The organism is Leifsonia stereocauli (assembly GCF_038432415.1).
Lineage (GTDB): Bacteria > Actinomycetota > Actinomycetes > Actinomycetales > Microbacteriaceae > Orlajensenia > Orlajensenia stereocauli.
Genome location: NZ_JBCAUN010000001.1, coordinates 1304138 through 1326848 on the forward strand (window position 1 = coordinate 1304138; position 22711 = coordinate 1326848).

The following is a 22711-nucleotide window of genomic DNA, read 5'->3' on the forward strand; positions in this document are numbered from 1 at the left end:
GGTGCTCTTCTCGTGTCTCTGGAACGGGGTCGCCGTCAACGTTACGCGTCCGCGCTGGATTTCCCCGGATCGCCCCGCAGCGCCTCGGCCACCAGAGCCGTGAAGCGCTGCGACCCGTCGAGCACGCCGACGGAGGCTGCGGCATCCGCCATCGCCTCCCGACCCGGCTCATCGTCGAGGATCGGCAGCAGCTCGCTGGTGACCCAGGTCGGCAGGAATCGCGCGTCATCCACGAGGATTCCCCCTCCGGCCTCGACGACACCGGCGGCGTTGAAGCGCTGCTCGCCGTTGCCGACGGGATAGGGAACGTAGACGGCGGGGATGCCGAGTGCCGACAGCTCGCTCACCGTCGCGGCTCCGGCCCGCGAGACGGCGAAGTCGGCAGCCGCGAGGGCGAGGTCCATGCGGTCGCAGTACGGCAGGATCGTGTAGCCCGCTATGCCGGGGTCTGTGATCTCGGCGGCGTCACCCGTGATGTGCAGCACCTGCCAGCCCGCGTCGACGACGGATGCGGCCGACTCGACGATCGTGCCGTTGATGCGACGCGCCCCCAGGGAGCCGCCCGTGACGAGCAGTGTGGGACGGTCGGGGTCGAGACCGAAGTAGGCGACGGCGACGGGGCGGGCCGCCTCGCGGTCGAGTTGTTCGATCTCGGGTCGCAGCGGCATGCCGACGAACCGCGCGTTCGGTAGGCGGGTTCCGGCGAACGCCACCCCGACCTGCTTCGTGTACCGGGCTCCGAGGCGGTTGGCGAGGCCGGGCTTCGCGTTGGCCTCGTGGATGGCGATGCCGATGCCCGCCCGGCGCGCGGCGAGGTAGGCGGGAGTCGACACGTAGCCGCCGAAGCCGACGACGACGTCGATGGAGCGCTCGCGGATGATCGCCTCGACGGCGTCGATGGTGGCGCGGAATCGTCGGGGGAAGGTGACGGCCTGGGTGTTCGGTCGTCGCGGGAAGGGCACCTTCGGGATGGTGAGGAGCTCGTAGCCCCGTGCGGGCACGAGACGCGCCTCGAGGCCGACGGCCGTGCCGAGCACGAGCACCTCGCTCGATTCCTCGGCGGCACTGATGGTGTCGGCGACGGCGAGCAGCGGGTTCACATGGCCGGCGGTACCTCCGCCGGCGAGGAGATAGCGCTTCACGACAGCCGCCGGGCCGGAGCGACGAGGGGCTTGTATCCTGCACGCGCGAAGGACAGCACGATGCCGATGGCGAAGAGTGTGGTGAGCAATGCCGTTCCTCCGGCCGAGATGAGCGGGAGCGGAACGCCGAGCACCGGGATCACTCCGAGCACGACGCCGATGTTGATGCAGGCCTGGCCGATGATCCAGACCATGACGGAGCCGGTGGTGACCCTGGAGAACAGGTCGGGCGCCTGGCGCATGATGCGGAGGAACGTGATCGCGAGGAGCACGAACAGCGCGAGTACGACGATGGCGCCGATGAGCCCGAGCTCCTCGCCGATGACGGCGAAGATGAAGTCGTTGTCGGCTGCCGGAAGCCACGACCACTTGGCCTTGGAGTTGCCGAGGCCGACGCCGAAGATGCCGCCGTTTGCCAGGGCGTAGTCGCCGTTGTTGGTCTGCCAGCAGTCGCCCTGCTCCTTGCCGGCGCAGGACTCGCTGAAGAATGCGGTGATGCGCTTCATGCGGTTCTCGCTCGAGACCGCGACGAAGAGTGCCAGGACGACGGCGACGACCAGCGGGATCGCGATGTGGCGGAGCTTCACGCCCGCGAAGAACAGCGCCCCGAAGAGGATCGAGCCCATCACGATGACAGTGCCGAGGTCGCCTCCTCGCAGCACCAGAGCGGTGGAACCGCCGCCGACGAGGAAGACCGGGATGAGTGTCTGCTTCCAGTCGTCGAGCTTGTCGCGCTTCATCCAGAGGATGTTGCCGAGCCAGATCACGAGGGCGACCTTGATGATCTCCGACGGTTGGAACTGGAACGAGCCGACCGCGAGCCAGTTGGTGTTGCCGCCGACCTCGATGCCGAGCGGCGTCGCGACCACGATGATCTGGAGCACGCAGCCGATCAGGAGCGCCGGCCACGAGACCCGCCGCCAGAAGATGGCCGGCATCCGACTCGCTATGAGCATGAGCGGGATGCCGAGGCTGGCGAACAGCAGCTGCTTCCAGGCTCCGCCGAACGGCGTCTCGTTGTCGAGGTAGGAGCCGACCGACGACGACGAGAGCACCATGACGATGCCGAAGACGACGAGGAAGAGGGTGGTGCCGAGGAGGAGGAAGTAGGTGGAGCCCTCGGCCTGGAAGACACGGCCGAGCGAGATGCGGGCAGAGGAGACCGCGTCCTCGACGGGGGCGAGCCTAGGCGTCGGGTCGGTCCGAGGCGGACTGGTCATCCGCCTCACCTCCCAAGAACTCTCGTACAGCCTGTGCGAACAGATGCCCGCGTTCCGCGTAGTCAGCGAACTGATCCATCGAGGCCGCGGCCGGTGCGAGGAGAACCGTGTCTCCGGCTCCGGCCACCTCGGCAGCCAGTCGGACTGCGCGGGGCATCACCTCTCCAGTGTCATCGACCACGACCTCCACGACAGGCAGGGCGGGGGCGTGTCGTGCGAATGCGGCGACGAGCTCGCTGCGGTCGACCCCGATGACGACGGCGCCGCGCAGGCGTGAGACGTGGCTGCGCACGAGATCGTCGATGTCGACGCCCTTGAGCAGGCCGCCCGCGATCCAGACCACGGACGGGTACGCAGTGAGCGACGCGGCGGCGGCGTGCGGGTTCGTCGCCTTGGAATCGTCGACCCAGCGGATGCCGTCGGCCACGGCCACCGTCGCGATGCGGTGCGCATCCAGCCTGAAGTCGGCGAGGGCGTCGTGGATGACGTGCGCTGGGACTCCGTAGGCCCTGGCGAGGGCGCTGGCGGCGAGGATGTTGGCGACGACGTGCGGCGCATCGAGACCCGCAGCCACGAGCTCGGGAACCGTCGTGAGCTCGATGGCGCTGTTCTGCCTGTCGTCGAGGAAGGCCCTGTCGCAGAGGATGCCCTCGACGACGCCGAAGTCGCTGGGGCCGGGGATGCCGAGGTCGAAGCCGATCGCCCGGGCGCCATCTGACACCTCGGCATCCTCGACCATGCGGAGGGTGGTCTCGTCGGCCTTGTTGTACACGCAGGCGACCTTGGTGTTCGCGTAGACGGTGGACTTGGCGTCACGGTAAGCGTCGAAGGAGCCGTGCCAGTCGATGTGGTCGTCGGCGATGTTGAGGCAGACCGCGGAGTGCGGCACGAGGGCGCCGGGACCGGTGCGACGCAGGTGGTGGAGCTGGTAGCTCGACAGCTCGACGACCAGCACGTCCCAGCCCTGCGGGTCGCGGATGGCGTCGAGCACGGGGATGCCGATGTTGCCGCAGGGCGCGACGCGCCCGCCGGCGGCCTGGATCATCGTGGCCGTCAGCTGCACTGTGGTGGTCTTGCCGTTCGTGCCCGTGACCAGGATCCACTCGGCGGGCTCCCCCACCTTGTCGCGCAGGCGCCAGGCCAGCTCGATATCGCCCCAGACAGGGATGGCCCTCTCGGCCGCCCAGAGCAGCACCGCGTGATCCGGGTGGAAGCCCGGCGAGGCGATGATGACGTCCGGCGCGTGCTCGACGAGTTCGGTCGGCGGCGTCGAGAGGTCGGCGACGACCAGGCGTGCACCGATCACGTCGATCAGTCCGGCTCGCTGGTCGTCGGCCGACGCCGCGACCACGAGGACGTCGGAGCCGAGCTCCGCCAGGGTGTCGGCCACGGCGAAGCCCGTGGCGCCGAGGCCGAGCACGCCGACGCGCAGCCCTGTCCAGTCGGAGTGCCAGCTGGTCAGGCCGTCGAGGCGGCCGGCGGCATCCGTCGTCACTGCGAGAGCCATTCGAGGTAGAACGAGCCGACTCCGGCAGCCACGAGGAGTCCGGCGACGATCCAGAACCTCACCACCACCGTCACCTCGGCCCAGCCCTTGAGCTCGAAGTGATGGTGGATCGGGCTCATGAGGAAGATGCGCTTGCCGTGGGTGACCTTGAAGTACGCCCGCTGCACGATCACGGAGCCGGCCTCGATGACGAACAGTCCGCCGATGACGATGACGAGAAGCTCGGTGCGGCTGAGCACGGCGAGGGCGGCCAGGGCGCCACCGAGGGCGAGGGAGCCCGTGTCGCCGAGGAAGATCTGCGCGGGCGAGGTGTTCCACCAGAGGAACCCGACCAGGGCGCCGGCGATGGCCGTGGCCACGATGGCGAGGTCGAACGGGTCGCGCACCTCGTAGCATTTGTAGACGTTGTCCGGATCGATGCCGGCCGCGCTGCAGAGCTGCTGCGCCTGCCAGAAGCCGATGATGACGTAGGAGCCGATCGCCACGATGGACGCGCCTGTGGCCAGACCGTCGAGGCCGTCAGTCACGTTGACGCCGTTCGATGTCGCGACGGTGATCACGCAGATCCACAGGATGAACAGGCCGATGCCGACGATCGTGCCGAGTTTCATGAAGTCGAGGAACTGGATGTCACGGATGAGCGAGATGTTCGTCGATGCCGGCGTCAGGCCCGTCTTGCTCGGGAACTGCAGCGCGAGCACGGCGAAGGTGCCCGCCACGATGACCTGGCCGATGACCTTCGCCCAGCCGCCGAGCCCGAGGCTCTGCTGCTTGTGGGTCTTCAGGAAGTCGTCGATGAATCCGACGATGCCGAGACCGACCATCATGAACAGCACCAGGAGGCCTGAAGCCGTGGGTTTCACCCCGTCGCTGAGCAGGCCGCCGAAGTAGCCGAACAGCACGCCGGCGATGACCACGAGGCCGCCCATTGTGGCCGTTCCGCGCTTGGAGTGGTGACTCTTCGGACCGTCGTCGCGAATGAACTGGCCCCACTCGAGCTTGTGGAACAGCTTGATGAAGAGCGGCGTGAGGAAGAGCGTGAATGCGAGCGCCAGGACGCCGGAGGTCAGGAGAGCTTTCACGAGAACGATTCTCCCAGTCGATCGCCCAGGAAGCGCAGACCCGCCGAGTTCGACGATTTCACCAGGACGAGGTCTCCGGGACGGATGCTGCCCTCGAGCAGGTCGAAGGCCGCATCGGCGGTCTCGACATAGGCCGACTCCCCGTCCCACGAGCCCTCGTTGATCGTGCTGATGTGCATACGGCGAGCCGCAGCGCCCACGACGACGATCTGCGAGACGTTCAGGCGCACGGCGAGCAGGCCGATGCGGTCGTGCTCCTCACCGGAGTACTCGCCGAGTTCGCTCATCTCGCCGAGGACGGCGATGGTGCGCTGGCCGGGCTCGGCGATCTGCGCGAGGGTCTTGATGGCGGCGGACATCGAGTCGGGGCTTGCGTTGTAGGCGTCGTTGATGATGGTGACGCCGTCGCGGCCTCCCATGACCTCCATACGCCAGCGCTCGGCGATCGAGACTGACTCCAGGGCGTCGACGATGTCGTCGATGCCGACGCCCCACTCCTCGGCGACGGCTGCCGCAGCGAGGGCGTTCATGACGTGGTGCTCTCCGAGCACCTTGAAGTGCACTGAGCGCGATGCGCCCGAGGCGAGGTGCAGGGTGAAGGTGGTGCCGCGTGCACCGACGGACACCTCGTCGGCGCGTACCGAGGCGGCCGGCCCGAGTCCGAACCACACCACGCGTGCCCGGGTGGCATCGGCCATCGCCGCGACGCGGGGGTCATCGGCGTTGAGCACGGCGACGCCCGTCGCCGGAAGGTCGCTCACCATCTCGGTCTTCGCGCGCTGGGTGGCCTCGATGCCGCCGAAGCCGCCGGCATGGGCCAATCCCACCTTGAGCACGACGCCGACGTCGGGCATGGCCATGCGCACGAGGCGGGTGATCTCGCCGATGGCGCTGGCGCCCATCTCGGCGACGAGGAAGCGGGTCTCCTCGGAGACCTCGAGCATGGTGAGAGGAGCGCCGACCTCGTTGTTGAACGAGGCACGTGCGGCGATCGTTGCGCCTTGGCGCTCGAGGATGGCGCGGAGCAGGTTCTTGGTCGTGGTCTTGCCGTTGGAGCCGGTGATGCCGACGATCTTCAGCAGTCCGAGCGAACGGACGCGGCGGATCACCTCGGTCGCGAGGGCACCGAGAGCCTCGACGGTGTCTGCGACGACGATCTGGGCCACGGGCAGGTCGAGGGCGTGCTCGACGACGAGGAGCAGGGCGCCGTTCTCGACGGCGGCCGGGGCGAACAGGTGTCCGTCGGTCTCCTCGCCGCGCTTGGCGAAGAAGATGTCGCCAGTGCCGACCTCACGCGAATCGGTGTGCGAGGCGCCGGAGACCACGGTCTCGGGTCCGGACGCTGCCGCCGTCTCGAGGCGCAGGTCTCCTCCGATCGCCGCGGCGATCTCGGCGAGGGTCATGTCGATCACAGCCAGCCAGCTTCCTGAAGTGCGAGTCGCGCGTCATCACGCGCTGAGTACGGTTCCTTGACCCCGGCGACCTCGTGGTAGTCCTCGTGGCCGGGCCCGGCGTAGAGCACGGCATCGCCGTCTCCGGCCAGTGCGAGCGCGGCGCGGAAGGCTGACCGCGGATCGGCGATCTCGAGGAACTCGCCGTCCGGCACGGCATCCCGGGCGCCGGCCAGCAGTGCCGCCCTGATGGCGGCAGGGTCCTCGAACCGAGGATGGAAGTCGGTGATGACCACGACATCAGCACCGCGCGCCGCGATGGCGCCCATGTCGTGCCGCTTCGTGGTGTCGCGGTCGCCGTCGGCGCCGAACACCATGATCACCTTGCCCTCCGTGGTCTTGCGGATGGCCGCCAGGGTGTTGAGGAAGGCGTCGGGGCTGTGGCCGTAGTCGATATAGACGACGGGACCGCGCTCCCCCGATATGCGCTCGGCCCGACCCGGGATGTAGGCGAGGATGCCGCCGTCGCGCTCCAGGGCGTGGGCGATCGCGTCGAGGTCGTAGCCGGACTCGACGAGCATGGCGATCGCGAGGGCGGCGTTGGCGGCCATGTACCAGCCGAGGAGCGGAACGCTCGTGGTGAGGCTGCGTCCGTCGGGACCCTCGAGGCGGAACTCCGTGCTCTCGGCGGTCTCACTGGTCACCGTGACTCGCCAGTCGGCCTCGATCGCGGGGTCGGAGGTGATGGTGGTGACGGGGATGCGCGAGGAGTCGGCGATGCGTCGACCCCAGTCGCTGTCGACCGTGACCACCCCTCGGCGTGACCGATCGGGCTGGAACAGCTCGAGCTTGGCGGAGAAGTACTCCTCGAAGTCCGCATAGTCGTCGAGGTGGTCGTGACTGAGGTTGGTGAAGCCGGCGACGTCGAAGACGAGACCGTCGACGCGGTGCCGGGAGAGGGCCTGGGCAGAGACCTCGATGCCGACGGCGCGCACCTCAGCCTCCCGCATCCGTGCCAACAGGGCGTGGAGTTCGGTCGCCTCGGGCGTCGTGAGGGAGCTGGTCACGGCGAGGTCGCCGATGCGTCGTTCGGCCGTCGACGTCAGGCCGGCCTCGATCCCCAGCTGGTTGAGCACGGCGAAGAGCAGGTACACGACGCTGGTCTTGCCATTGGTTCCTGTGACGGCGAACAGCGTCGCCGGGTTGTCATCGGTGCGGTGGATCCACCCGGCCACTGCACCGAGGGCCGCACGGGCATCGGGCGTGACGAGCACGGGGAGACCGGATGACGCTGCCTCTGCGGCGCCCGCCTCGTCGGTCAGCACGGCGACGGCCCCGGCCTCGCGCGCGATCGTCGAGAACCTGGCACCGTGGGCGTTGCGGCCTGGCACTCCCACGTAGAGGTCGCCCGGCTGGACCGTCGCCGAGTTCAGGCTCACTCCCGTGAGCTCGATGCCGTCGATGTCACCACGGGCGTCGAGGGCGAACTCGTCGACGAGGCCCGACAGTGCGCGGGGAACGGGGTGCAACGGCCGGAGCGCCGAGGGGGCCGATCCGGTCACGTGGCTCACTCTCATTTCATTGATGCTTGGGTCACCAGTTGGCTGGCAGGTTCGGCGGCGTGCTGCCGGACGGCACGACCCGGTACTTCTTGAGTACCTGGCTCATCACCTGCTTGAAGACCGGCGCCGCAGCTCCCGAGGTGTTCATGTTCACGGGATCAGCCAAGCTTACCGAAACCACGTACTGGGGGTCGTCCGCGGGGGCGAAGCCCGAGACCGACACGAGATATCCGTGCGAGTACCCGCCGTTGCCGTCCGGCATCTGCGCGGTTCCGGTCTTCGACGCGATGCGATAGCCCGGGATGTTCCAGGTGTCGGCCAGCCAGCCCTGCTGATAGACCATCTCGAGGATGTCGCTGGTCTGCTTGGCCGCGCTCGCCGAGACGACCTGCACGCCCTGTGTCGACGGCACGCCGGTGACGGTGCCGTCCTCCTGGGTGCAGCCCTCGACGAGCTGCACGGGCAGCCGCACACCGCCGTTCGCGATGGTCTGGTAAACACTCGCGATCTGCACGGCCGTGGTCGTCAGGCCCTGGCCGAACATGGTGGCGTACTTGGTCTGCGGATCCCAGCTGTCGGCCGTGCCGTTCAGGTTTCCGGGGTCCTGCGCCGGGAAGTCGGCCTCGCTCTCGGCGCCCAGTCCGAACTTCTGGTAGTAGTCGTAGCGCTGCTGGTCGGTCATCCGCTCGCCGATCTGCGACATTCCCGTGTTCGAGGATTCGATCAGCACACCGGTGAGCGTGAGACGCTCATCGCCGTGCCTCTCCGAGTCGTTGATGTCGGCGCCGTTCGGGAAGTTGATCCTGTAGGGAGCGACGACCTGCGTGAGCGGGTCCGCAACCCCGGCGTCGATGGCGGATGCCGCCGTCAGCGCCTTGAAGGTGGATCCGGGCTCGTAGGAGGCGGTGAAGGCGCGCGAGCCTCGGTCGTCGGCATCCGTCGCATCGATGTTGTTCGGATCGACGGACGGATAGTCGGCAACGGCGACCAGCTTGCCGGTCTTGACCTCCTGCACCACCGCCGTGCCCCAGGCGGCGCCGACGGCCTGCGCCTGCTGGGCGAGGGACTGCTGAACATTCCACTGCAGGTCGGAGTCGATGGTGAGCTTGAGCGTGCCACCGTTCTTGGCGGCGACGGAGTCGGTGGTACTGCCGGGGATCTCGACGCCGTCGACGCCGGTCTGGTAGCTGGTCTTGCCGTCCTTGCCGACCAGACAGGCGTCTGTTGCGGCTTCCTCGCCGGCCAGCGCCTCGCCGTCGTCGCCGACGAAGCCGACGATGTTGCCGGCGACGGCGCCGTCGGGATACGTGCGGCTGGGGTGGCCCTCGCCGTAGACCCACTGGATGTCGAGGGCGTCGACGGCCTGCCAGGTGGCGAGGTCGACCATCTTCTTCACGTAGGCGTAGTCGCTGTCCGGATCGTCCTTCAGAGAATCGGCGATGATCGCCTGCACGTTCTCGCCCGACATGCCCAGGGCACGTCCGAGCTCGGCTGATGCCTGAGCGACCGAGACCGTGGCCTCCTTGCCGTCGACCTCGCGTTCGAAGGGCTTGGCGTTCTTCGGGGAGATGACGACGTCGTACCGCATCACCGACTGGGCGAGCACCTTGCCCGACGCGTCGACGATCGAACCACGGGCACCGAGGATGTCCTCTGTCGTCGACCGCGCCGCGAGGGACGCCGCGTTCAGCTCGTCGGCCCGCACGATCTGGATGTCGACGAGTCGCACCACGAAGACCGAGACCAGGGCGAGGAGGGCGACCATCGCGAAGAGGCTGCGCCTCCTACTGGATCGACCGAATTTCACGTCTCGTTCCCTCCCCCGGATGGTGCCGGGCTCAGTGTGTCACAGGGGTCGGGATGCCGGCAGGACCGACACCCGCCCCAGCCGCAGTCGCAGCTTCGGTCGTTCCGGCAGCGCCTGCGGTGGCTGCGGCATCCGTCGTCTTCTGGGTCTTCGCGGCCGGCTTCGCGGCCGGTTCGGCCGCCACAGGTGCGGGGTCGGTCACCAGGGGAACGTCGGACAGGAGGGAGTTCGGAACGGCGTTGCCCGCTCCCCCTGTCGTCGAGTCGGCTGCCTGCGGCTGTCCGAGCACTGCGCCGTCGGAGAGTCGGAGGTAGGCCGGATGCGCGTTAGTCACCATGCCGAGGGCTGCTGCATTCTCGGCGAGGTACTGCGGTGACTTGACCCTGTCCAGGTCTTCGCCGACAGCCTGCGCGTTCTGCTGCAGGTGCTTCAGCTCCGACTCCGCGTGGGATGACTCGTAGGCGCCCTGGGAGAGCGCGACGCTGAGCAGCAGCTTCGCGATGAAGATAGCGGCGACGCCGCTGACTGCGACGATCGCGTAGAAGAGCCTCGGACGGGCTCGACGCTGATCGCGCGTGGGCGCGATGGTGATCGACGGACGCCAGCTCGGAGTCGGTGAAGGTGCCTGAGTCGGCTCAGGTGCCGGCGCCGACTGGGCCAGCGACCCCCATACGGGCATCTGGGGTGCTCGCGCAAGCGGCTCGTTCATGCTGCGCTCCTGACGCGTTCTGCCGCGCGCAGCCGCACGGGCGTGGCGCGGGGGTTGATGGCCTTCTCCTCGTCGGTGGCCAGTTCGGCCCCGCGGATGAGGAGGGTGAACTCGGCCCGGTGCTCCGGAAGCTCGATCGGCAATCCGGGCGGCGCCGTCGAGCTCGACGCGGCGGCGAGGGCGCGCTTCACGATGCGGTCCTCGAGCGACTGGTACGACTCCACGGCGATGCGACCGCCGACGCGTAGCGTCGAGAGTGCTGCCGGGATGGCGCGTTCGAGCACGGCCAGTTCCTGGTTCACTTCGATGCGCAGCGCTTGGAAGACGCGCTTCGCGGGGTGGCCCTGACGCTGCACGGCGACGGGCGTGACATCGGTGATGATCTTCACGAGCTCGGCCGAACGCACCAGGGGGGCATCCGCTCGCGCGGCGACGATGGCCTTCGCGTAGCGCGCCGACAGCTTCTCCTCGCCGTACTCGTGGAAGATGCGCCGCAGGTCCGCCTCGGAGTATGTGGCGAGCACGACCTCGGCCGTCAGTTCGCTGGTCGCGTCCATGCGCATGTCGAGGGGCGCGTCCTTGGAGTAGGAGAAGCCGCGTTCGACGCGGTCGAGCTGCAGCGACGAGACGCCGAGATCGAACAGGATGCCGTCGACCTCGGGAATGCCGAGGCCGTCGAGGGCGTCGACGAAGCCGTCGTAGACGGTGTGCACGAGCTTCACGCGATCGCCGAACGGGGCGAGGCGCTCCCGGGCGATGCCGAGGGCGTCGAGATCGCGGTCGAGGCCGACGAGGGTCAGGTCGGGGAAGCGCTGCAGGAACGCCTCGGCGTGGCCGGCCATGCCGAGAGTGCCGTCGACGAGCACGGCGCCAGGAGCGCCGATCGCCGGGGCGAGCAGCTCGACGCAGCGCTCGAGCATGACGGGGGTGTGGATGCGGTTGATCTCCATGAGAGCCGGGAGGGCTCCTGTCCCCTGATCCCCATCCGGAGTCTGACACCGGGGAAGTGTGTCAGCGTGGCCGGCTGGGAGTCGGGGAACAGGAACTAGAAGAGTCCCGGGATCACCTCCTCGGTGGTGTTCGCGAAGGTGGCTTCCTGCTCGGTCAGGTAGGTCTCCCAGGCTTCGGTGTCCCAGATCTCGACGCGGCTGCCGGCTCCGATGACGGTGAGGTCGCGCTCGAGTCCGGCGTAGGCACGCAGATTCGCGGGGATGGTCACGCGGTTCTGCTTGTCGGGGGTCTCGGCGCTGGCACCCGAGAGGAAGACGCGGAGGTAGTCGCGCGCGGTCTTGCTCGTGACGGGCGCCTGCCGGATCTTGTCGTGCAGGTCCTCGAACTCCCGAGCCGAGAAGACATAGATGCAGTGCTCCTGGCCGCGGGTCACGACGACGCCGGTGGAGAGCTCGTCGCGGAACTTGGCGGGAAGGATGACGCGTCCCTTCTCGTCCAACTTCGGTGCATAGGTTCCGAGGAACACGGTCTTCACCCCCACTCATCCGGCCACGGTTGCGGTGTTGCTCCACTTTACTCCACTACACACCACATCTGCTCTACATTCCTACCTTTTGCCCCGAAACGGGGTATTTCAGGCGCGAAAAACCGGGCCAGACGAAGGTGGAGGGAAATGGAGCGCCAGAGCGCGACCAGGGAGCATCCGGGCATCAAAAAAGGGCCGATCCGTGAGGATCGGCCCTGAAGGGTGGAGGCGAGTGGGGAGGGGAGGCGACTGGCGGGAGCCTAGTCCTGGCCCTCCTGGCGGTGGTCCCAACGATCGTTGAGCCTGTCCATGAATCCACGATCGGCGGATGCCGCCTTCTTGGGCTTGGACGCGGAGTCGGGAAGCTCCTCGGGAGCCGGGGCGCGCTTGCTCGGGGTGATCGCCACGAGGACGCCCACGAACATGAGGACGAAGCCTCCGATGCCCAGGATGAGGAGGTTGATCGCGACGCCGGCGATCAGCGCTGCGAGGCCCGCGACGGCCAGCAGCACACCGAGCACGATGGCTCTGTAGTTGGGTCGACCGCGGGGAGCCCCCACCGTCGCCACGAAATCGGCGTCGTTGTGATAGAGACTGCGCTCCATCTCATCGAGGAGTCTCTGCTCTTGCTCTGAAAGCGGCATCTCATTCCCTTCGCACTCGGGATCAGTCGAGATACGTTCAAAGTGTAGCCTCGCGAGTGAAAGCTAGGCTAGACGCGTGGCAGAAAGCACTCGGCTAGCCGATCTCGTACAGACACGCATCGATGAGTTCGTATCGGATCGTTCCCTAATTCTCTCCTCCATCAGTGAGGAACTCACCCCGCTCGTCGAGATTTCTCGGCGCTTTCTCAGCGGTGGCAAGAGATTCCGCGCATTGTTCGCCTATTGGGGGTGGCAGTCGGTCTCGGGTGAGCCGGACGGATTCGACCCGTTCAGCACCGAGGACGACGTGCCCGACCTGTCGGGGGTGGTCTCAGTGGCCGCGGCACTGGAGGTGTTCCACGCCGCCGCCCTGGTGCACGACGACATCATCGACAACTCCGACACCCGCCGCGGTGCTCCTGCCGCCCACCGCAGCTTCGAGGCCCTGCACCGCGAGGGCGGCTGGGCCGGCGACGGCGCCGAGTTCGGACGCGCCGCCGCGATCCTGCACGGCGACCTTCTGCTGGGGTGGAGCGACGAGCTGCTCGACGAAGCGCTCGATCTCCTGCCCGACCGCGCCGCGGCCCGCCGCACCCGCCTGGAGTTCAATCGGATGCGCACCGAGGTCACGGGGGGCCAGTACCTCGACATCCTCGAGGAGCGGGCCTGGCCGACGCGCTCCGAGGAGGAGATGCGCTCACGTGCCGAGACTGTCATCACGTACAAGTCAGCGAAGTACAGCGTGCTCGCACCGCTCGTGATCGGCGCCGCCCTCGGCGGCGGGTCCGACGCGCAGCTCGCGGCGCTGCGCTCCTTCGGCCTGCCTCTCGGGATCGCCTACCAGCTGCGCGACGACCTGCTGGGGGTGTTCGGCGACGAGCAGATCACGGGCAAGCCCAGTGGAGACGACCTGCGCGAGGGCAAGCGCACCATGCTCATCGCGATGGCCCGGGAGCGGATCGGTACGGGCCCGCGCCGTATCCTCGATGAACTGCTGGGAGACCCGACGCTCGACGCCGACCAGATCAGGCTGCTGCAGTCCACCATCACTGCCAGTGGAGCGGTCGATGAGATGGAGGCCCTCATCTCCCGCCAGGTGGTGCGGGCGACGACGGTGATGACGGATGCGCCGCTCACGCGACGCTCACGCCGGGAGCTGGCGCTGCTCGCCGAGACCGTGACGCGTCGCGCGTCCTGACACGCACGCAGAAGATCGAACGGATCAGGCGAGCGCCTGGGCGACCCGTCGGACCTCGGTCTTCCGGCCCGAGCGAAGGGCCTCGACGGGGGCGGCATCGAGGCTGTCATCGCGCTCGAGGAGCCACGAGACGGCCTCCTCATCGCTGAAGCCGGCATCCGAGAGCACGAAGATCGTCCCGCGCAGTTCGTGCAACGGCTCCGTGCCTTCGATGAAGGCGGCGGGAACCTGCAGCACGCCTTCCCGGCGCACGGCGAGGAGGTGGCGATCCTCGATGAGGCGTCGCACGCGGCTCTGCCCGATGCCGAGCACCTCCACGAGGTCGGGAACTGTCAGCCAGGGGCGATCGGTCATATCGTCGGTCACGATTCAAGACTGCCATGTCGGGCGGCGTGCATCCACCAGTCGGAACTCTCATGACACCCGGGATCGACATCTGCTTCGTCACTTCAGTAACATTGCTACCTCCAGTCCCACTAGTTGACTCATGCTCACTTTCATGTCAGCCTTATCGACACCGTGACCCGACGGAGGATCATCAATGTCTCTCGCCCCAGTCGCGATCGCCAGCGCGATCGCCATGACCCTCGGCGGCACCGCCCCAGTGACAGCGACACCGGCGAAGCGAATGGTCCAGCCGTCGAGCAATCGGTCGGCGCAGGCTACACCGGCGGCAGTCTCGGTGCACACGGCCAATCCGCCGGCGACCTACACGGTGGTGGCCGGTGACACCGTGAGCGGGCTGGCCGAGCGGTTCGGCCTCGAGACAGGCGCGATCCTGGCGCTGAACGGCCTCGACCGGTCGAGCCTGATCTTCCCCGGACAGGGACTCGTGCTGGTGGCTTCCCCCCAGGCCGCGCCGAAGCCGGCCGCCCCGAAGGCCGCGGATACGTCGACCGGTCCCACCCACACAGTCGTCGCCGGCGACACCGTCAGCGGAATCGCTGCAGCGGCCGGGCTCAGCACCCAGCAGGTTCTCGACGCCAACGGTCTCGCCTGGTCGAGTGTCATCCTCCCCGGACAGAAGCTCCGCCTGTCCGGCTCGGCATCGACAACGGCAGCGGCGCCGGTGGCTCCGGTGGCGCAGGCCGTCACTCCCGTGGCGCAGGCGGCACCGGTCGAAGTGCACACGGTCGTTGCCGGAGACACGATCAGCGACATCGCGGCATCCGCCGGCCAGAGCATCCAGGCGATCCTCGACGCGAACAAGCTGGACTGGTCGAGCTACATCGTTCCCGGCCAGCAGATCGTCATCCCCTCGCCGCCCTCCCCCGAGGCCGCGCGTTCGGCTGTCAAGGCCGGGCGCATCGCCGAACTCTCGGATTCGATGCGCACGAACGCCGCCACCATCGTCGCGGTCGGGCGCGAACTCGGCGTCAGTGACCAGGGTATCGTCGTCGCCCTCGCTGCCGCGGCACAGGAATCCGGGCTCGAGAACGTCGACTACGGAGACCGCGATTCGCTCGGACTGTTCCAGCAGCGGCCGAGCACGGGCTGGGGCACCCCTGCCGAGGTGCGCGACCCGCTGCGGGCCGCGAAGGCCTTCTTCGGCGGATCGGCCAACCCGAATCCCGGACGCACACGGGGGCTGCTCGACGTGGCGGGCTGGGAGAAGATGACGGTCACCCAGGCGGCGCAGGCCGTGCAGATCTCCGCCTACCCCGACGCCTACGCCAAGTGGGAACCGTCGGCACGGGCCTGGCTCGCGATTCTGGGCTGAGCGGGCCCCACGTCACGATCGACCACCAATGCCCCGCTTCACGGTGTTTTGACGGGGTGGAACGTCCGGCGTTTCATACAATCACGAGGTGACCGCCACGCCCACCGACCCGATGCTCGGCCGCCTCATCGACGGCCGCTATCAGGTGCGCTCGCGGATCGCCCGGGGCGGCATGGCGACCGTCTACCTCGCGACGGACCTGCGACTCGAACGTCGCGTCGCGATCAAGATCATGCACGGCCACCTCGCTGACGACAACACGTTCAAGAGCCGCTTCGTGCAGGAGGCCCGCTCGGCCGCCCGTCTCGCCCACCCCAACGTCGTCAACGTCTTCGATCAGGGACAGGACTCCGACATGGCGTACCTCGTCATGGAGTATCTGCCCGGCATCACCCTGCGCGACCTGCTCAAGGACTACGGTCGCCTCACCCCCGAGCAGACCATCGACATCATGTCGGCCGTGCTCTCCGGCCTGGCTGCGGCCCACAAGGCCGGCATCGTGCACCGTGACATGAAGCCCGAGAACGTGCTGCTGGCGGATGACGGTCGAATCAAACTCGGTGACTTCGGCCTGGCCCGCGCGGCCAGCGCCAACACGGCGACGGGCCAGGCGTTGCTCGGCACCATCGCCTACCTCTCCCCTGAGCTCGTCACGCGGGGGGTGGCTGATGCCCGCAGCGACATCTACGCGCTCGGCATCATGATGTACGAGATGCTGACGGGAGAGCAGCCGTTCGTCGGCGAGGCTCCGATGCAGATCGCCTACCAGCATGCCAACGAGCAGGTGCCGCGACCCAGCTCACGCGTGCCGACGACGCCTCGCGGCCTCGACGACCTCGTCGTGTGGGCTACGGCACGCGACCCTGAGAACCGTCCGCGCGACGCCCGCGTCATGCTCGAGCGCCTGCGCGACGTCGAGAAGCTCGTGCGCGACCCGGCCGCGGCCTCTGCCGAGGGAGTGGCGCCCACCATGGTGCTGCCGAGCGCCCCACTCGCGGCATCCGCCGACGACGAGACGCAGATCATCACGCCGACGCCGGCACCGGGTAGGCACCGAACGGGCCCCGTCGCAGCCGATGCGAGCACGGAGCTCGCCACGGCGACCCGGACGCGCGCCCGCAGAGGCTACTGGCTGTTCGCCCTGGTGCTGATCCTGGCCGGACTGGCCGGGGCCACGGGCTGGTACTTCGGAGCCGGCCCCGGATCTCTCGCGACGATTCCCGAGGTCGCGGGTCAGTCCCAGGATGCCGCAACGGCCGCTCTCGTCGCGGAGGGCTTCACGGTGAAGCCGGGCACCCGGTACGACCTCGCCGTCGCGAAGGACCTCGCGTCCGGAACGGACCCGAAGTCGGGCAGCAGCGTGACGAAGGGTGCCGCCGTCGTCCTCTACATCTCGTTGGGAGCCGAGATGCTCGAGGTGCCGGCCGTCGCCGGGATGCCGGAGGCCGATGCACGGACCGCCCTCGCCCGATTCACCGTCGGAGAGTCCATCCAGCAGTTCAGCGGCGAGGTCGACAAGGGTCTCGTGATCGCGGCCCTCGACGGCGCCGGCGCCGAACTGCCTGCAACCTATCCGGACACCGGGGCCGTCACGCTGGTCGTCTCGGCCGGAGGCCTGCCGCCGCTCGTCGGCATGGGTCGCGAGGAAGCCAAGCAGGCCCTCGTCGACGTGAACCTGGTGCCCAAGGAGGGCGACCTCGTGTACAGCGACACCGTGCCCGAGGGCGACGTGGTCTCCATCTCGTCCGACACCGACCCGATCCGCGTCGGCGACACCATCACGCTCACGATGTCGAAGGGCGTCGAGCTGTTCGAGGTACCCGACGTGTCCGGCCTGACGATCAACGAGGCCGCCCAGGTCATCGAGGACGCCGGCTTCACCTTCGAGACCGATGTTCCGGAGCTGTTCCGGGACGCCCTGTCCGTGAACTCGCAGAGTCCCGGCGCCGGCGAGCAGGTGCCGGCCGGCACCACCATCAGCGCGAACTTCTCGGGCTGAGGCTCTTTCCGCGCGCTTCGGCCGCGGACTACGTCCGGGCCTCAGCGAGCGGAAAGGCCCCAGCGAGCGGGAAGAGCCACAGCGAGCGGGCGAATCAGCGGTGCGAGAGCTCCTCGGCCACGAGGAACGCGAGCTCGAGCGACTGCATGTGGTTGAGGCGCGGGTCGCAGAGCGACTCGTAGCGCGTCGCGAGGTCGGCCTCGTCGATGTGCTCCGATCCGCCCATGCACTCGGTGACGTCGTCGCCCGTGAGCTCCACGTGGATGCCGCCCGGGTGCGTGCCAGCGGCCCGGTGCGCCTCGAAGAAGCCCTTGACCTCGTCGACGACGTCGTCGAAACGACGCGTCTTGTAACCGAGCGGCGTGGTGAGGCCGTTGCCGTGCATCGGGTCGGTGACCCACAGCGGCTGCGCGTCGCTGGCCTTGATCGCCTCGAGCAGCGGCGGCAGGGCCTCGCGGATCTTCCCGGCGCCCATGCGCGTGATGAAGGTGAGGCGGCCGGGCTCGCGGTTCGGGTCGAGCTTGTCGACCAGGGCGAGCATGTCGTCGGGCGTCGTCGTGGGGCCGAGCTTGACACCGATGGGGTTGCGCACGCGCGAGAGGAAGTCGACGTGGGCGCCGTCGAGCTCACGGGTGCGCTCGCCGATCCAGATGAAGTGCGACGAGGTGTTGTACGGCGTGCCTGTGCGCGAGTCGATCCGCGTCATCGGGCGCTCGTAATCCATCAGCAGGCCCTCGTGACCGGTGTAGAACTCTGTGCGCTTCATCGCCTCGAAGTCGGCACCGCAGGCCTCCATGAAGCGCACCGCCCGGTCGATCTCGCCGGCCATGCCCTCGTAGCGCTGGTTGGCCGGGTTGGCGGCGAAGCCCTTGTTCCAGCTGTGCACCTGGCGGAGGTCCGCGAAGCCTCCCTGGGTGAAGGCACGGATGAGATTCAGCGTCGACGCGGCCGTGTGGTAGCCCTGCACGAGGCGGGCGGGGTCGGCGGCGCGCGACTCCGGCGTGAAGTCGTAGCCGTTCACGATGTCGCCGCGGTATGCAGGCAGGGTGACGCCGTTGCGGGTCTCGCTGTCACTCGAACGCGGCTTGGCGAACTGGCCGGCCATGCGGCCCATCTTCACGACGGGCATCGAGGCGCCGTAGGTGAGCACGACGGCCATCTGCAGCACGGTCTTCACCCTGTTGCGGATCTGGTCGGCCGTGGCGCCGGCGAAGGTCTCGGCGCAGTCGCCACCCTGAAGCAGGAACGCCTCACCGCGTGCTGCGGCCGCGAGGCGATCGCGCAGGATGTCGACCTCACCCGCGAACACGAGCGGCGGCAGGGTCGCGATCTGGGCGGATGCCGCAGCTGCGGCATCCGAGTCGGGCCACGAGGGCTGCTGCTTGATGGGAAGGTCACGCCAATAGTCGAGACCCTCGATGACCGACGTGGCTGCGAGCACAACAGGTTCGGTGGGGTCTGACACTCTGGTGAATTCCTTAATCGAGAAGGGCGGAGCCGCGCCAGGGCACGGTTCGGGCAAGCCTAGCGCGAAAGGCCGGCCCGCTTCTCCTTCACGGAACTGGCGTAGACGTCGACGTATTCCTGACCGCTGAGGCGCCCGAGTTCGTACATGATCTCGTCGGTCACACTGCGCAACACGAAGCGGTCGCCCTCGAGTCCCTCGAACCGGGAGAAGTCGAGCGGCTCCCCGAAGATGACACCGACGCGGCGGATGCGGGGAACGCGGGTGCCGATGGGCATGACCTTCTCGGTGTCCACCATGACCACGGGAACGAGGGGAACCCCCGCCTCGAGCACCATGCGGGCGACTCCGGTGCGGCCGCGGTACAGACGGGCGTCAGGGCTGCGCGTGCCCTCGGGATAGATGCCGAGGATGGTGCCCTCTCCGAGCACGGCGAGGCCGGTGTTCAACGATGCCTCGGACGCCTTGCCGCCTGACCGGTCGATCGGGAGTTGCCCGGCTGCGGTGAGGAACGTGCGGGTGAACCAGCCCTTGAGGCCGGTGCCCGTGAAGTACTCGCTCTTGGCGAGGAACACCATGCGCCGCCTCATGATGAGCGGCAGGAAGATCGAGTCGATGAAGGAGAGGTGGTTGCCCGCCATGATCACGGCGCCGTTCTCCGGAACCTTCTCGAGTCCGACGACCCAGGGTCGGAAGATGCCGAGCACGAGTGGACCCACCACGATGTGCTTCATGACCCAATAGAACATGCGACTCCTCGAGCCATCAGCCTAGCGGCCACCTTCCGCCCGGGAGGAAGCGGCCGCGTCGGTACCTCAGACGCCGGTGGCGCTGATGCGGGCGAGATCGGCGGCGCCGACGACGCCGGCGTCGTTGACGAGCTCGGCGATCAGGAAATCGGGTTCAGGGTGGTAGCCGCGCGCGGGCAGGTGGTCGAAGTACGCCGAGCGGATGGGGTCGAGCAGCACGTCGCCCGCAGCAGCCACTCCTCCGCCGAACACGAAGACCTGCGGGTCGAGGACCGCCGAGAGGCTGGCCGCGGCCTGACCGAGCCAGTGGCCGAGGGTGCGGAGGGCGGCGTGAGCGCCGGGGTCGCCCGCGGTGATGAGTTCGCTCAGCAGTTCGCCCGTCAGTCCGTTGTTGCGGTCGCGCACGTCCGCCAGGGTCTGGCCGATGCCGCCAGCCATGGCGAGCTCGTTGGCGAAGCGCAGCAGGGCACGGCCGGAACCGTACTGCTCGATGCAGCCGCGAGCACCGCATCCGCAGGGCAGGCCGTCGGGTACGACGCGCATGTGCCCGATCTCGGCTCCGGCGCCGAAGCCGCCGCGAAGCAGGCGGTCGCCGACGACGATGGCTCCGCCGACTCCCGTGCCGATCGTGAGGGTCACCATGTCGGAGTAGAGGCGCCCGGCGCCGTAGCGGAACTCGGCCCAGCCCGCGGCGTTGGCGTCGTTCTCGATGAAGACGGGCAGGTCGACGCGCGCCTCGAGCTTCTCGCGCAGGGGCTCGTTGCGCCAGTTGATGTTCGGCGCGTAGTAGACGGTCGACTGGGCGGCGTCGATGAAGCCCGCGGCGGCGACGCCGGCCGCGGTGACCTTCTCGCCTTCCGACAGCGCACGGATCATCTCGACGACGACATCTTCGAGGGCGGCGGTATCGGTCGGGGTGGGCACTCGCTCACTGCGCACGATGGTCCCGAACTCGTCGACGAGGGCTCCGGCGACCTTGGTGCCGCCGATGTCGATTCCGATTGCCTGCACGCTGGTGACCTTTCGGGCGGAAGGGGGGTGGAAGTTGCGGCGCTGCCAGCACGGAGGCCGCACAATGCACCACGTAGAGTGTATGCAACAAGTTCTACCGGAGACGTTCCCCTCCCGATTCGGCACCGTCGCCGAGGCCGTGAGGAACCCGTGACCACCCGGTGCCGAAGGAGATACCGTGAACCAGTTCGACGCGCCCGCCCTCAGCCCAGCGGACCCCGAAGCCAACACGACCGACCTGTTGATCGGTCGGCTCGCCGAGGCTCCGGATGCCGTGCTCTTCTCCACCCCGACGAAGGATGGCGGCTGGTCCCCCATCACCACGCGGGAGTTCCACGCCCAGGTCGTCGCCCTCGCCAAGGGCTTCGTCGCCGCAGGCATCCAGCCCGGCGACAAGGTCGGACTGATGTCGAAGACACGCTATGAGTGGACCCTGGTGGACTTCGCCATGTGGTTCGCCGGCGGCGTGCTGGTACCCGTCTACGAGACCAGCTCCCCCAGCCAGATCCGCTGGAACCTCTCCGACTCCGCTGCCGTCTCCCTCATCGTCGAGACCGCGGACAACTTCGCCCGCTTCGACGAGGTGCACCCGGAGCTCCCGCTCATCCAGAACGTCTGGCAGATCGATCTCGGCGACCTCGACAAGCTGGTCGCGCAGGGCGTCGATGTTCCGGATGCCGAGATCGAGCGTCGCCGCAACCTCGCCGTCGGCTCCGACATCGCCACCCTGATCTACACGTCGGGCTCCACCGGCAAGCCCCGCGGATGCGTGCTCACGCACTCGAACTTCGTGGAGACCAGCCGCAACGCCCGCCTCGGCCTCGGCGAGGTGCTGGAGGATGCCTCGACGCTGCTGTTCATCACCACGGCCCACGTCTTCGCCCGACTCATCGCCGTGCTGTCGGTGCACGCCGGAGTGAACGTGGGCCACCAGCCCGACACGCGCTTCCTGCTGCCGTCGATGGAGAGCTTCAAGCCGACCTTCCTGCTCGCGGTCCCCCGTGTGTTCGAGAAGGTCTACAACGTGTCGGAGCAGAAGGCCGAGACCGGCGGCAAGGGCAAGATCTTCCGTGCCGCCGCCGATGTCGCCATCGCCCACTCGAAGGCACTCGAGGAGGGCGCGAAGATCCCGTTCGGCATGAAGGTCAAGTTCGCCGTCTACGACAAGCTCGTCTACTCCAAGCTCCGCACGGCCCTCGGCGGTCGCGTGAAGTACGCGGTCTCGGGATCTGCGCCGCTCGGCGCCCGCCTCGGACACTTCTACCACTCCCTGGGCATCACCATCCTCGAGGGCTACGGCCTCACCGAGACCACGGCTCCGGCCACGGTGAACCGCCCCGCGAAGTCGAAGATCGGCACTGTCGGCCCTGCACTGCCCGGCGTCTCGATCCGCATCGAGGAGGACGGCGAGATCCTCGTCAAGGGTGTCAACGTCTTCGAGGGCTACTGGAAGAACCCCGAGGCGACCGAAGCCGCCCTCAAGGACGGCTGGCTGCACACGGGCGACATCGGAGCCCTCGACGCAGACGGCTTCCTCACCATCACCGGCCGCAAGAAGGAGATCATCGTGACGGCTGGCGGCAAGAACGTCGCCCCGGCCGCGCTCGAGGATCCCATCCGGGCGAACCCCCTCGTCGGACAGGTGATCGTCGTCGGCGACCGCCGGCCGTTCATCTCCGCCCTGGTGACCCTCGACCCCGAGATGCTCCCGGTCTGGCTGAACAACGCCGGTGAGGATGCGGCGATGACCGTCACCGAGGCTGCGGTCAATCCCGTCGTCATCGCGGAGATCCAGCGCGCCATCGACGTGGCCAACGAGAACGTCTCGCGGGCGGAGTCGATCCGCAAGTTCCAGGTGCTGGCCACCGACCTCACCGAGGAGAGCGGCCACCTCACGCCCAAGCTCAGCATCAAGCGCAACGTCATCCTCGCCGACTTCGCCGACGTGATCGACGAGATGTACGCGGGAGCACCGGCGACCACGGGCATCAGCCTCGCGGGCTGACGTCCATCCCACGAACGACTAGG

At 68.2% G+C, this 22711-nt stretch carries 19 protein-coding genes; 4 read left to right on the forward strand and 15 right to left on the reverse strand.

Going from position 1 to position 22711, the window contains the following annotated elements; translation table 11 throughout:
- Window positions 1–41: 41 nt before the first annotated feature.
- The 11 genes from AADV74_RS06335 to AADV74_RS06385 form a co-directional block, all read right to left on the reverse strand.
- Window positions 42–1142 carry a UDP-N-acetylglucosamine--N-acetylmuramyl-(pentapeptide) pyrophosphoryl-undecaprenol N-acetylglucosamine transferase gene (locus AADV74_RS06335; protein ID WP_342112619.1) on the reverse strand — a complete coding sequence of 367 codons (1101 nt, stop codon included), beginning with the start codon at window positions 1140–1142 and terminating at the stop codon, window positions 42–44.
- Complete coding sequence (gene ftsW / locus AADV74_RS06340) at window positions 1139–2362, reverse strand: putative lipid II flippase FtsW (protein ID WP_342112620.1); 1224 nt, start codon at window positions 2360–2362, stop codon at window positions 1139–1141. The genes AADV74_RS06335 and ftsW overlap by 4 nt, the downstream gene beginning before the upstream one ends.
- Window positions 2328–3869 (reverse strand): UDP-N-acetylmuramoyl-L-alanine--D-glutamate ligase, encoded by a 1542-nt coding sequence (gene murD, locus AADV74_RS06345; RefSeq protein ID WP_342112621.1) that lies wholly within the window; start codon window positions 3867–3869, stop codon window positions 2328–2330. The genes ftsW and murD overlap by 35 nt, the downstream gene beginning before the upstream one ends.
- Window positions 3854–4951: a phospho-N-acetylmuramoyl-pentapeptide-transferase gene (gene mraY, locus AADV74_RS06350; RefSeq protein ID WP_342112622.1), complete on the reverse strand. Its 1098-nt coding sequence runs from the start codon at window positions 4949–4951 to the stop codon at window positions 3854–3856. Before mraY ends, murD begins: the two co-directional genes overlap by 16 nt.
- Window positions 4948–6363: a UDP-N-acetylmuramoyl-tripeptide--D-alanyl-D-alanine ligase gene (locus AADV74_RS06355; protein ID WP_342112623.1), complete on the reverse strand. Its 1416-nt coding sequence runs from the start codon at window positions 6361–6363 to the stop codon at window positions 4948–4950. The genes mraY and AADV74_RS06355 overlap by 4 nt, the downstream gene beginning before the upstream one ends.
- Window positions 6360–7919 (reverse strand): Mur ligase family protein, encoded by a 1560-nt coding sequence (locus AADV74_RS06360; protein WP_342112624.1) that lies wholly within the window; start codon window positions 7917–7919, stop codon window positions 6360–6362. Before AADV74_RS06360 ends, AADV74_RS06355 begins: the two co-directional genes overlap by 4 nt.
- 16 nt (window positions 7920–7935) lie before the next feature.
- Window positions 7936–9669 carry a peptidoglycan D,D-transpeptidase FtsI family protein gene (locus tag AADV74_RS06365; protein ID WP_342112625.1) on the reverse strand — a complete coding sequence of 578 codons (1734 nt, stop codon included), beginning with the start codon at window positions 9667–9669 and terminating at the stop codon, window positions 7936–7938.
- A gap of 73 nt (window positions 9670–9742) precedes the next feature.
- Window positions 9743–10420, reverse strand: a complete 678-nt coding sequence (gene ftsL / locus AADV74_RS06370) for a cell division protein FtsL (protein ID WP_342112626.1) — start codon at window positions 10418–10420, stop codon at window positions 9743–9745.
- Entirely contained in the window at window positions 10417–11370 is a 954-nt protein-coding gene (gene rsmH / locus AADV74_RS06375) for a 16S rRNA (cytosine(1402)-N(4))-methyltransferase RsmH (protein WP_342112627.1), read from the reverse strand. Before rsmH ends, ftsL begins: the two co-directional genes overlap by 4 nt.
- A 95-nt stretch (window positions 11371–11465) precedes the next feature.
- Window positions 11466–11897: a division/cell wall cluster transcriptional repressor MraZ gene (mraZ, locus tag AADV74_RS06380; protein ID WP_055822685.1), complete on the reverse strand. Its 432-nt coding sequence runs from the start codon at window positions 11895–11897 to the stop codon at window positions 11466–11468.
- A 260-nt stretch (window positions 11898–12157) separates the two neighbouring features.
- Window positions 12158–12541 carry a DUF3040 domain-containing protein gene (locus tag AADV74_RS06385; RefSeq protein WP_342112628.1) on the reverse strand — a complete coding sequence of 128 codons (384 nt, stop codon included), beginning with the start codon at window positions 12539–12541 and terminating at the stop codon, window positions 12158–12160.
- A 76-nt stretch (window positions 12542–12617) separates the two neighbouring features.
- Between AADV74_RS06385 and AADV74_RS06390 the strand changes: the two genes are divergently transcribed.
- Window positions 12618–13739: a polyprenyl synthetase family protein gene (locus AADV74_RS06390; RefSeq protein WP_342112629.1), complete on the forward strand. Its 1122-nt coding sequence runs from the start codon at window positions 12618–12620 to the stop codon at window positions 13737–13739.
- A gap of 24 nt (window positions 13740–13763) precedes the next feature.
- Here AADV74_RS06390 and AADV74_RS06395 read toward each other — a convergent pair whose 3' ends face one another.
- On the reverse strand, window positions 13764–14093 hold the full coding sequence (locus tag AADV74_RS06395; RefSeq protein ID WP_342113107.1) for an Rv2175c family DNA-binding protein: 330 nt from the start codon (window positions 14091–14093) through the stop codon (window positions 13764–13766).
- A gap of 187 nt (window positions 14094–14280) precedes the next feature.
- Between AADV74_RS06395 and AADV74_RS06400 the strand changes: the two genes are divergently transcribed.
- Together AADV74_RS06400 and pknB are read left to right on the forward strand one after the other, a co-directional pair.
- A complete protein-coding gene (locus AADV74_RS06400) occupies window positions 14281–15459 on the forward strand; it encodes a LysM peptidoglycan-binding domain-containing protein (protein WP_342112630.1) in 1179 nt (392 codons plus the stop codon).
- Window positions 15460–15547: 88 nt separating this feature from the next.
- The gene (gene pknB / locus AADV74_RS06405; RefSeq protein ID WP_342112631.1) at window positions 15548–17458 is read left to right on the forward strand and encodes a Stk1 family PASTA domain-containing Ser/Thr kinase; all 1911 of its coding nucleotides are present in this window, start codon (window positions 15548–15550) and stop codon (window positions 17456–17458) included.
- Between the two features lie 94 nt (window positions 17459–17552).
- Here pknB and AADV74_RS06410 read toward each other — a convergent pair whose 3' ends face one another.
- The 3 genes from AADV74_RS06410 to AADV74_RS06420 form a co-directional block, all read right to left on the reverse strand.
- Window positions 17553–18923, reverse strand: coding sequence for a class II 3-deoxy-7-phosphoheptulonate synthase (locus AADV74_RS06410; protein WP_342112632.1), 1371 nt, complete (start codon window positions 18921–18923; stop codon window positions 17553–17555).
- Window positions 18924–18982: 59 nt separating this feature from the next.
- On the reverse strand, window positions 18983–19672 hold the full coding sequence (locus AADV74_RS06415; protein WP_135119388.1) for a lysophospholipid acyltransferase family protein: 690 nt from the start codon (window positions 19670–19672) through the stop codon (window positions 18983–18985).
- Between the two features lie 66 nt (window positions 19673–19738).
- A complete protein-coding gene (locus AADV74_RS06420; RefSeq protein WP_342112633.1) occupies window positions 19739–20683 on the reverse strand; it encodes an ROK family glucokinase in 945 nt (314 codons plus the stop codon).
- Between the two features lie 178 nt (window positions 20684–20861).
- Between AADV74_RS06420 and AADV74_RS06425 the strand changes: the two genes are divergently transcribed.
- Window positions 20862–22688 (forward strand): AMP-dependent synthetase/ligase, encoded by a 1827-nt coding sequence (locus AADV74_RS06425; RefSeq protein ID WP_342112634.1) that lies wholly within the window; start codon window positions 20862–20864, stop codon window positions 22686–22688.
- Window positions 22689–22711 lie beyond the last annotated feature (23 nt).

What these genes read in the sequence shown, in the direction of transcription:
- ftsW (WP_342112620.1), bottom strand. Translation starts at nt 2,362, where the DNA reads ATGACCAGTCCGCCTCGGACCGACCCGACGCCTAGGCTCGCCCCCGTC.
- murD (WP_342112621.1), bottom strand. Translation starts at nt 3,869, where the DNA reads ATGGCTCTCGCAGTGACGACGGATGCCGCCGGCCGCCTCGACGGCCTG.
- AADV74_RS06360 (WP_342112624.1), bottom strand. Translation starts at nt 7,919, where the DNA reads ATGAGAGTGAGCCACGTGACCGGATCGGCCCCCTCGGCGCTCCGGCCG.
- AADV74_RS06365 (WP_342112625.1), bottom strand. Translation starts at nt 9,669, where the DNA reads ATGGTCGCCCTCCTCGCCCTGGTCTCGGTCTTCGTGGTGCGACTCGTC.
- ftsL (WP_342112626.1), bottom strand. Translation starts at nt 10,420, where the DNA reads ATGAACGAGCCGCTTGCGCGAGCACCCCAGATGCCCGTATGGGGGTCG.
- rsmH (WP_342112627.1), bottom strand. Translation starts at nt 11,370, where the DNA reads ATGGAGATCAACCGCATCCACACCCCCGTCATGCTCGAGCGCTGCGTC.
- AADV74_RS06385 (WP_342112628.1), bottom strand. Translation starts at nt 12,541, where the DNA reads ATGCCGCTTTCAGAGCAAGAGCAGAGACTCCTCGATGAGATGGAGCGC.
- AADV74_RS06395 (WP_342113107.1), bottom strand. Translation starts at nt 14,093, where the DNA reads ATGACCGATCGCCCCTGGCTGACAGTTCCCGACCTCGTGGAGGTGCTC.
- AADV74_RS06400 (WP_342112630.1), top strand. Translation starts at nt 14,281, where the DNA reads ATGTCTCTCGCCCCAGTCGCGATCGCCAGCGCGATCGCCATGACCCTC.
- AADV74_RS06415 (WP_135119388.1), bottom strand. Translation starts at nt 19,672, where the DNA reads ATGTTCTATTGGGTCATGAAGCACATCGTGGTGGGTCCACTCGTGCTC.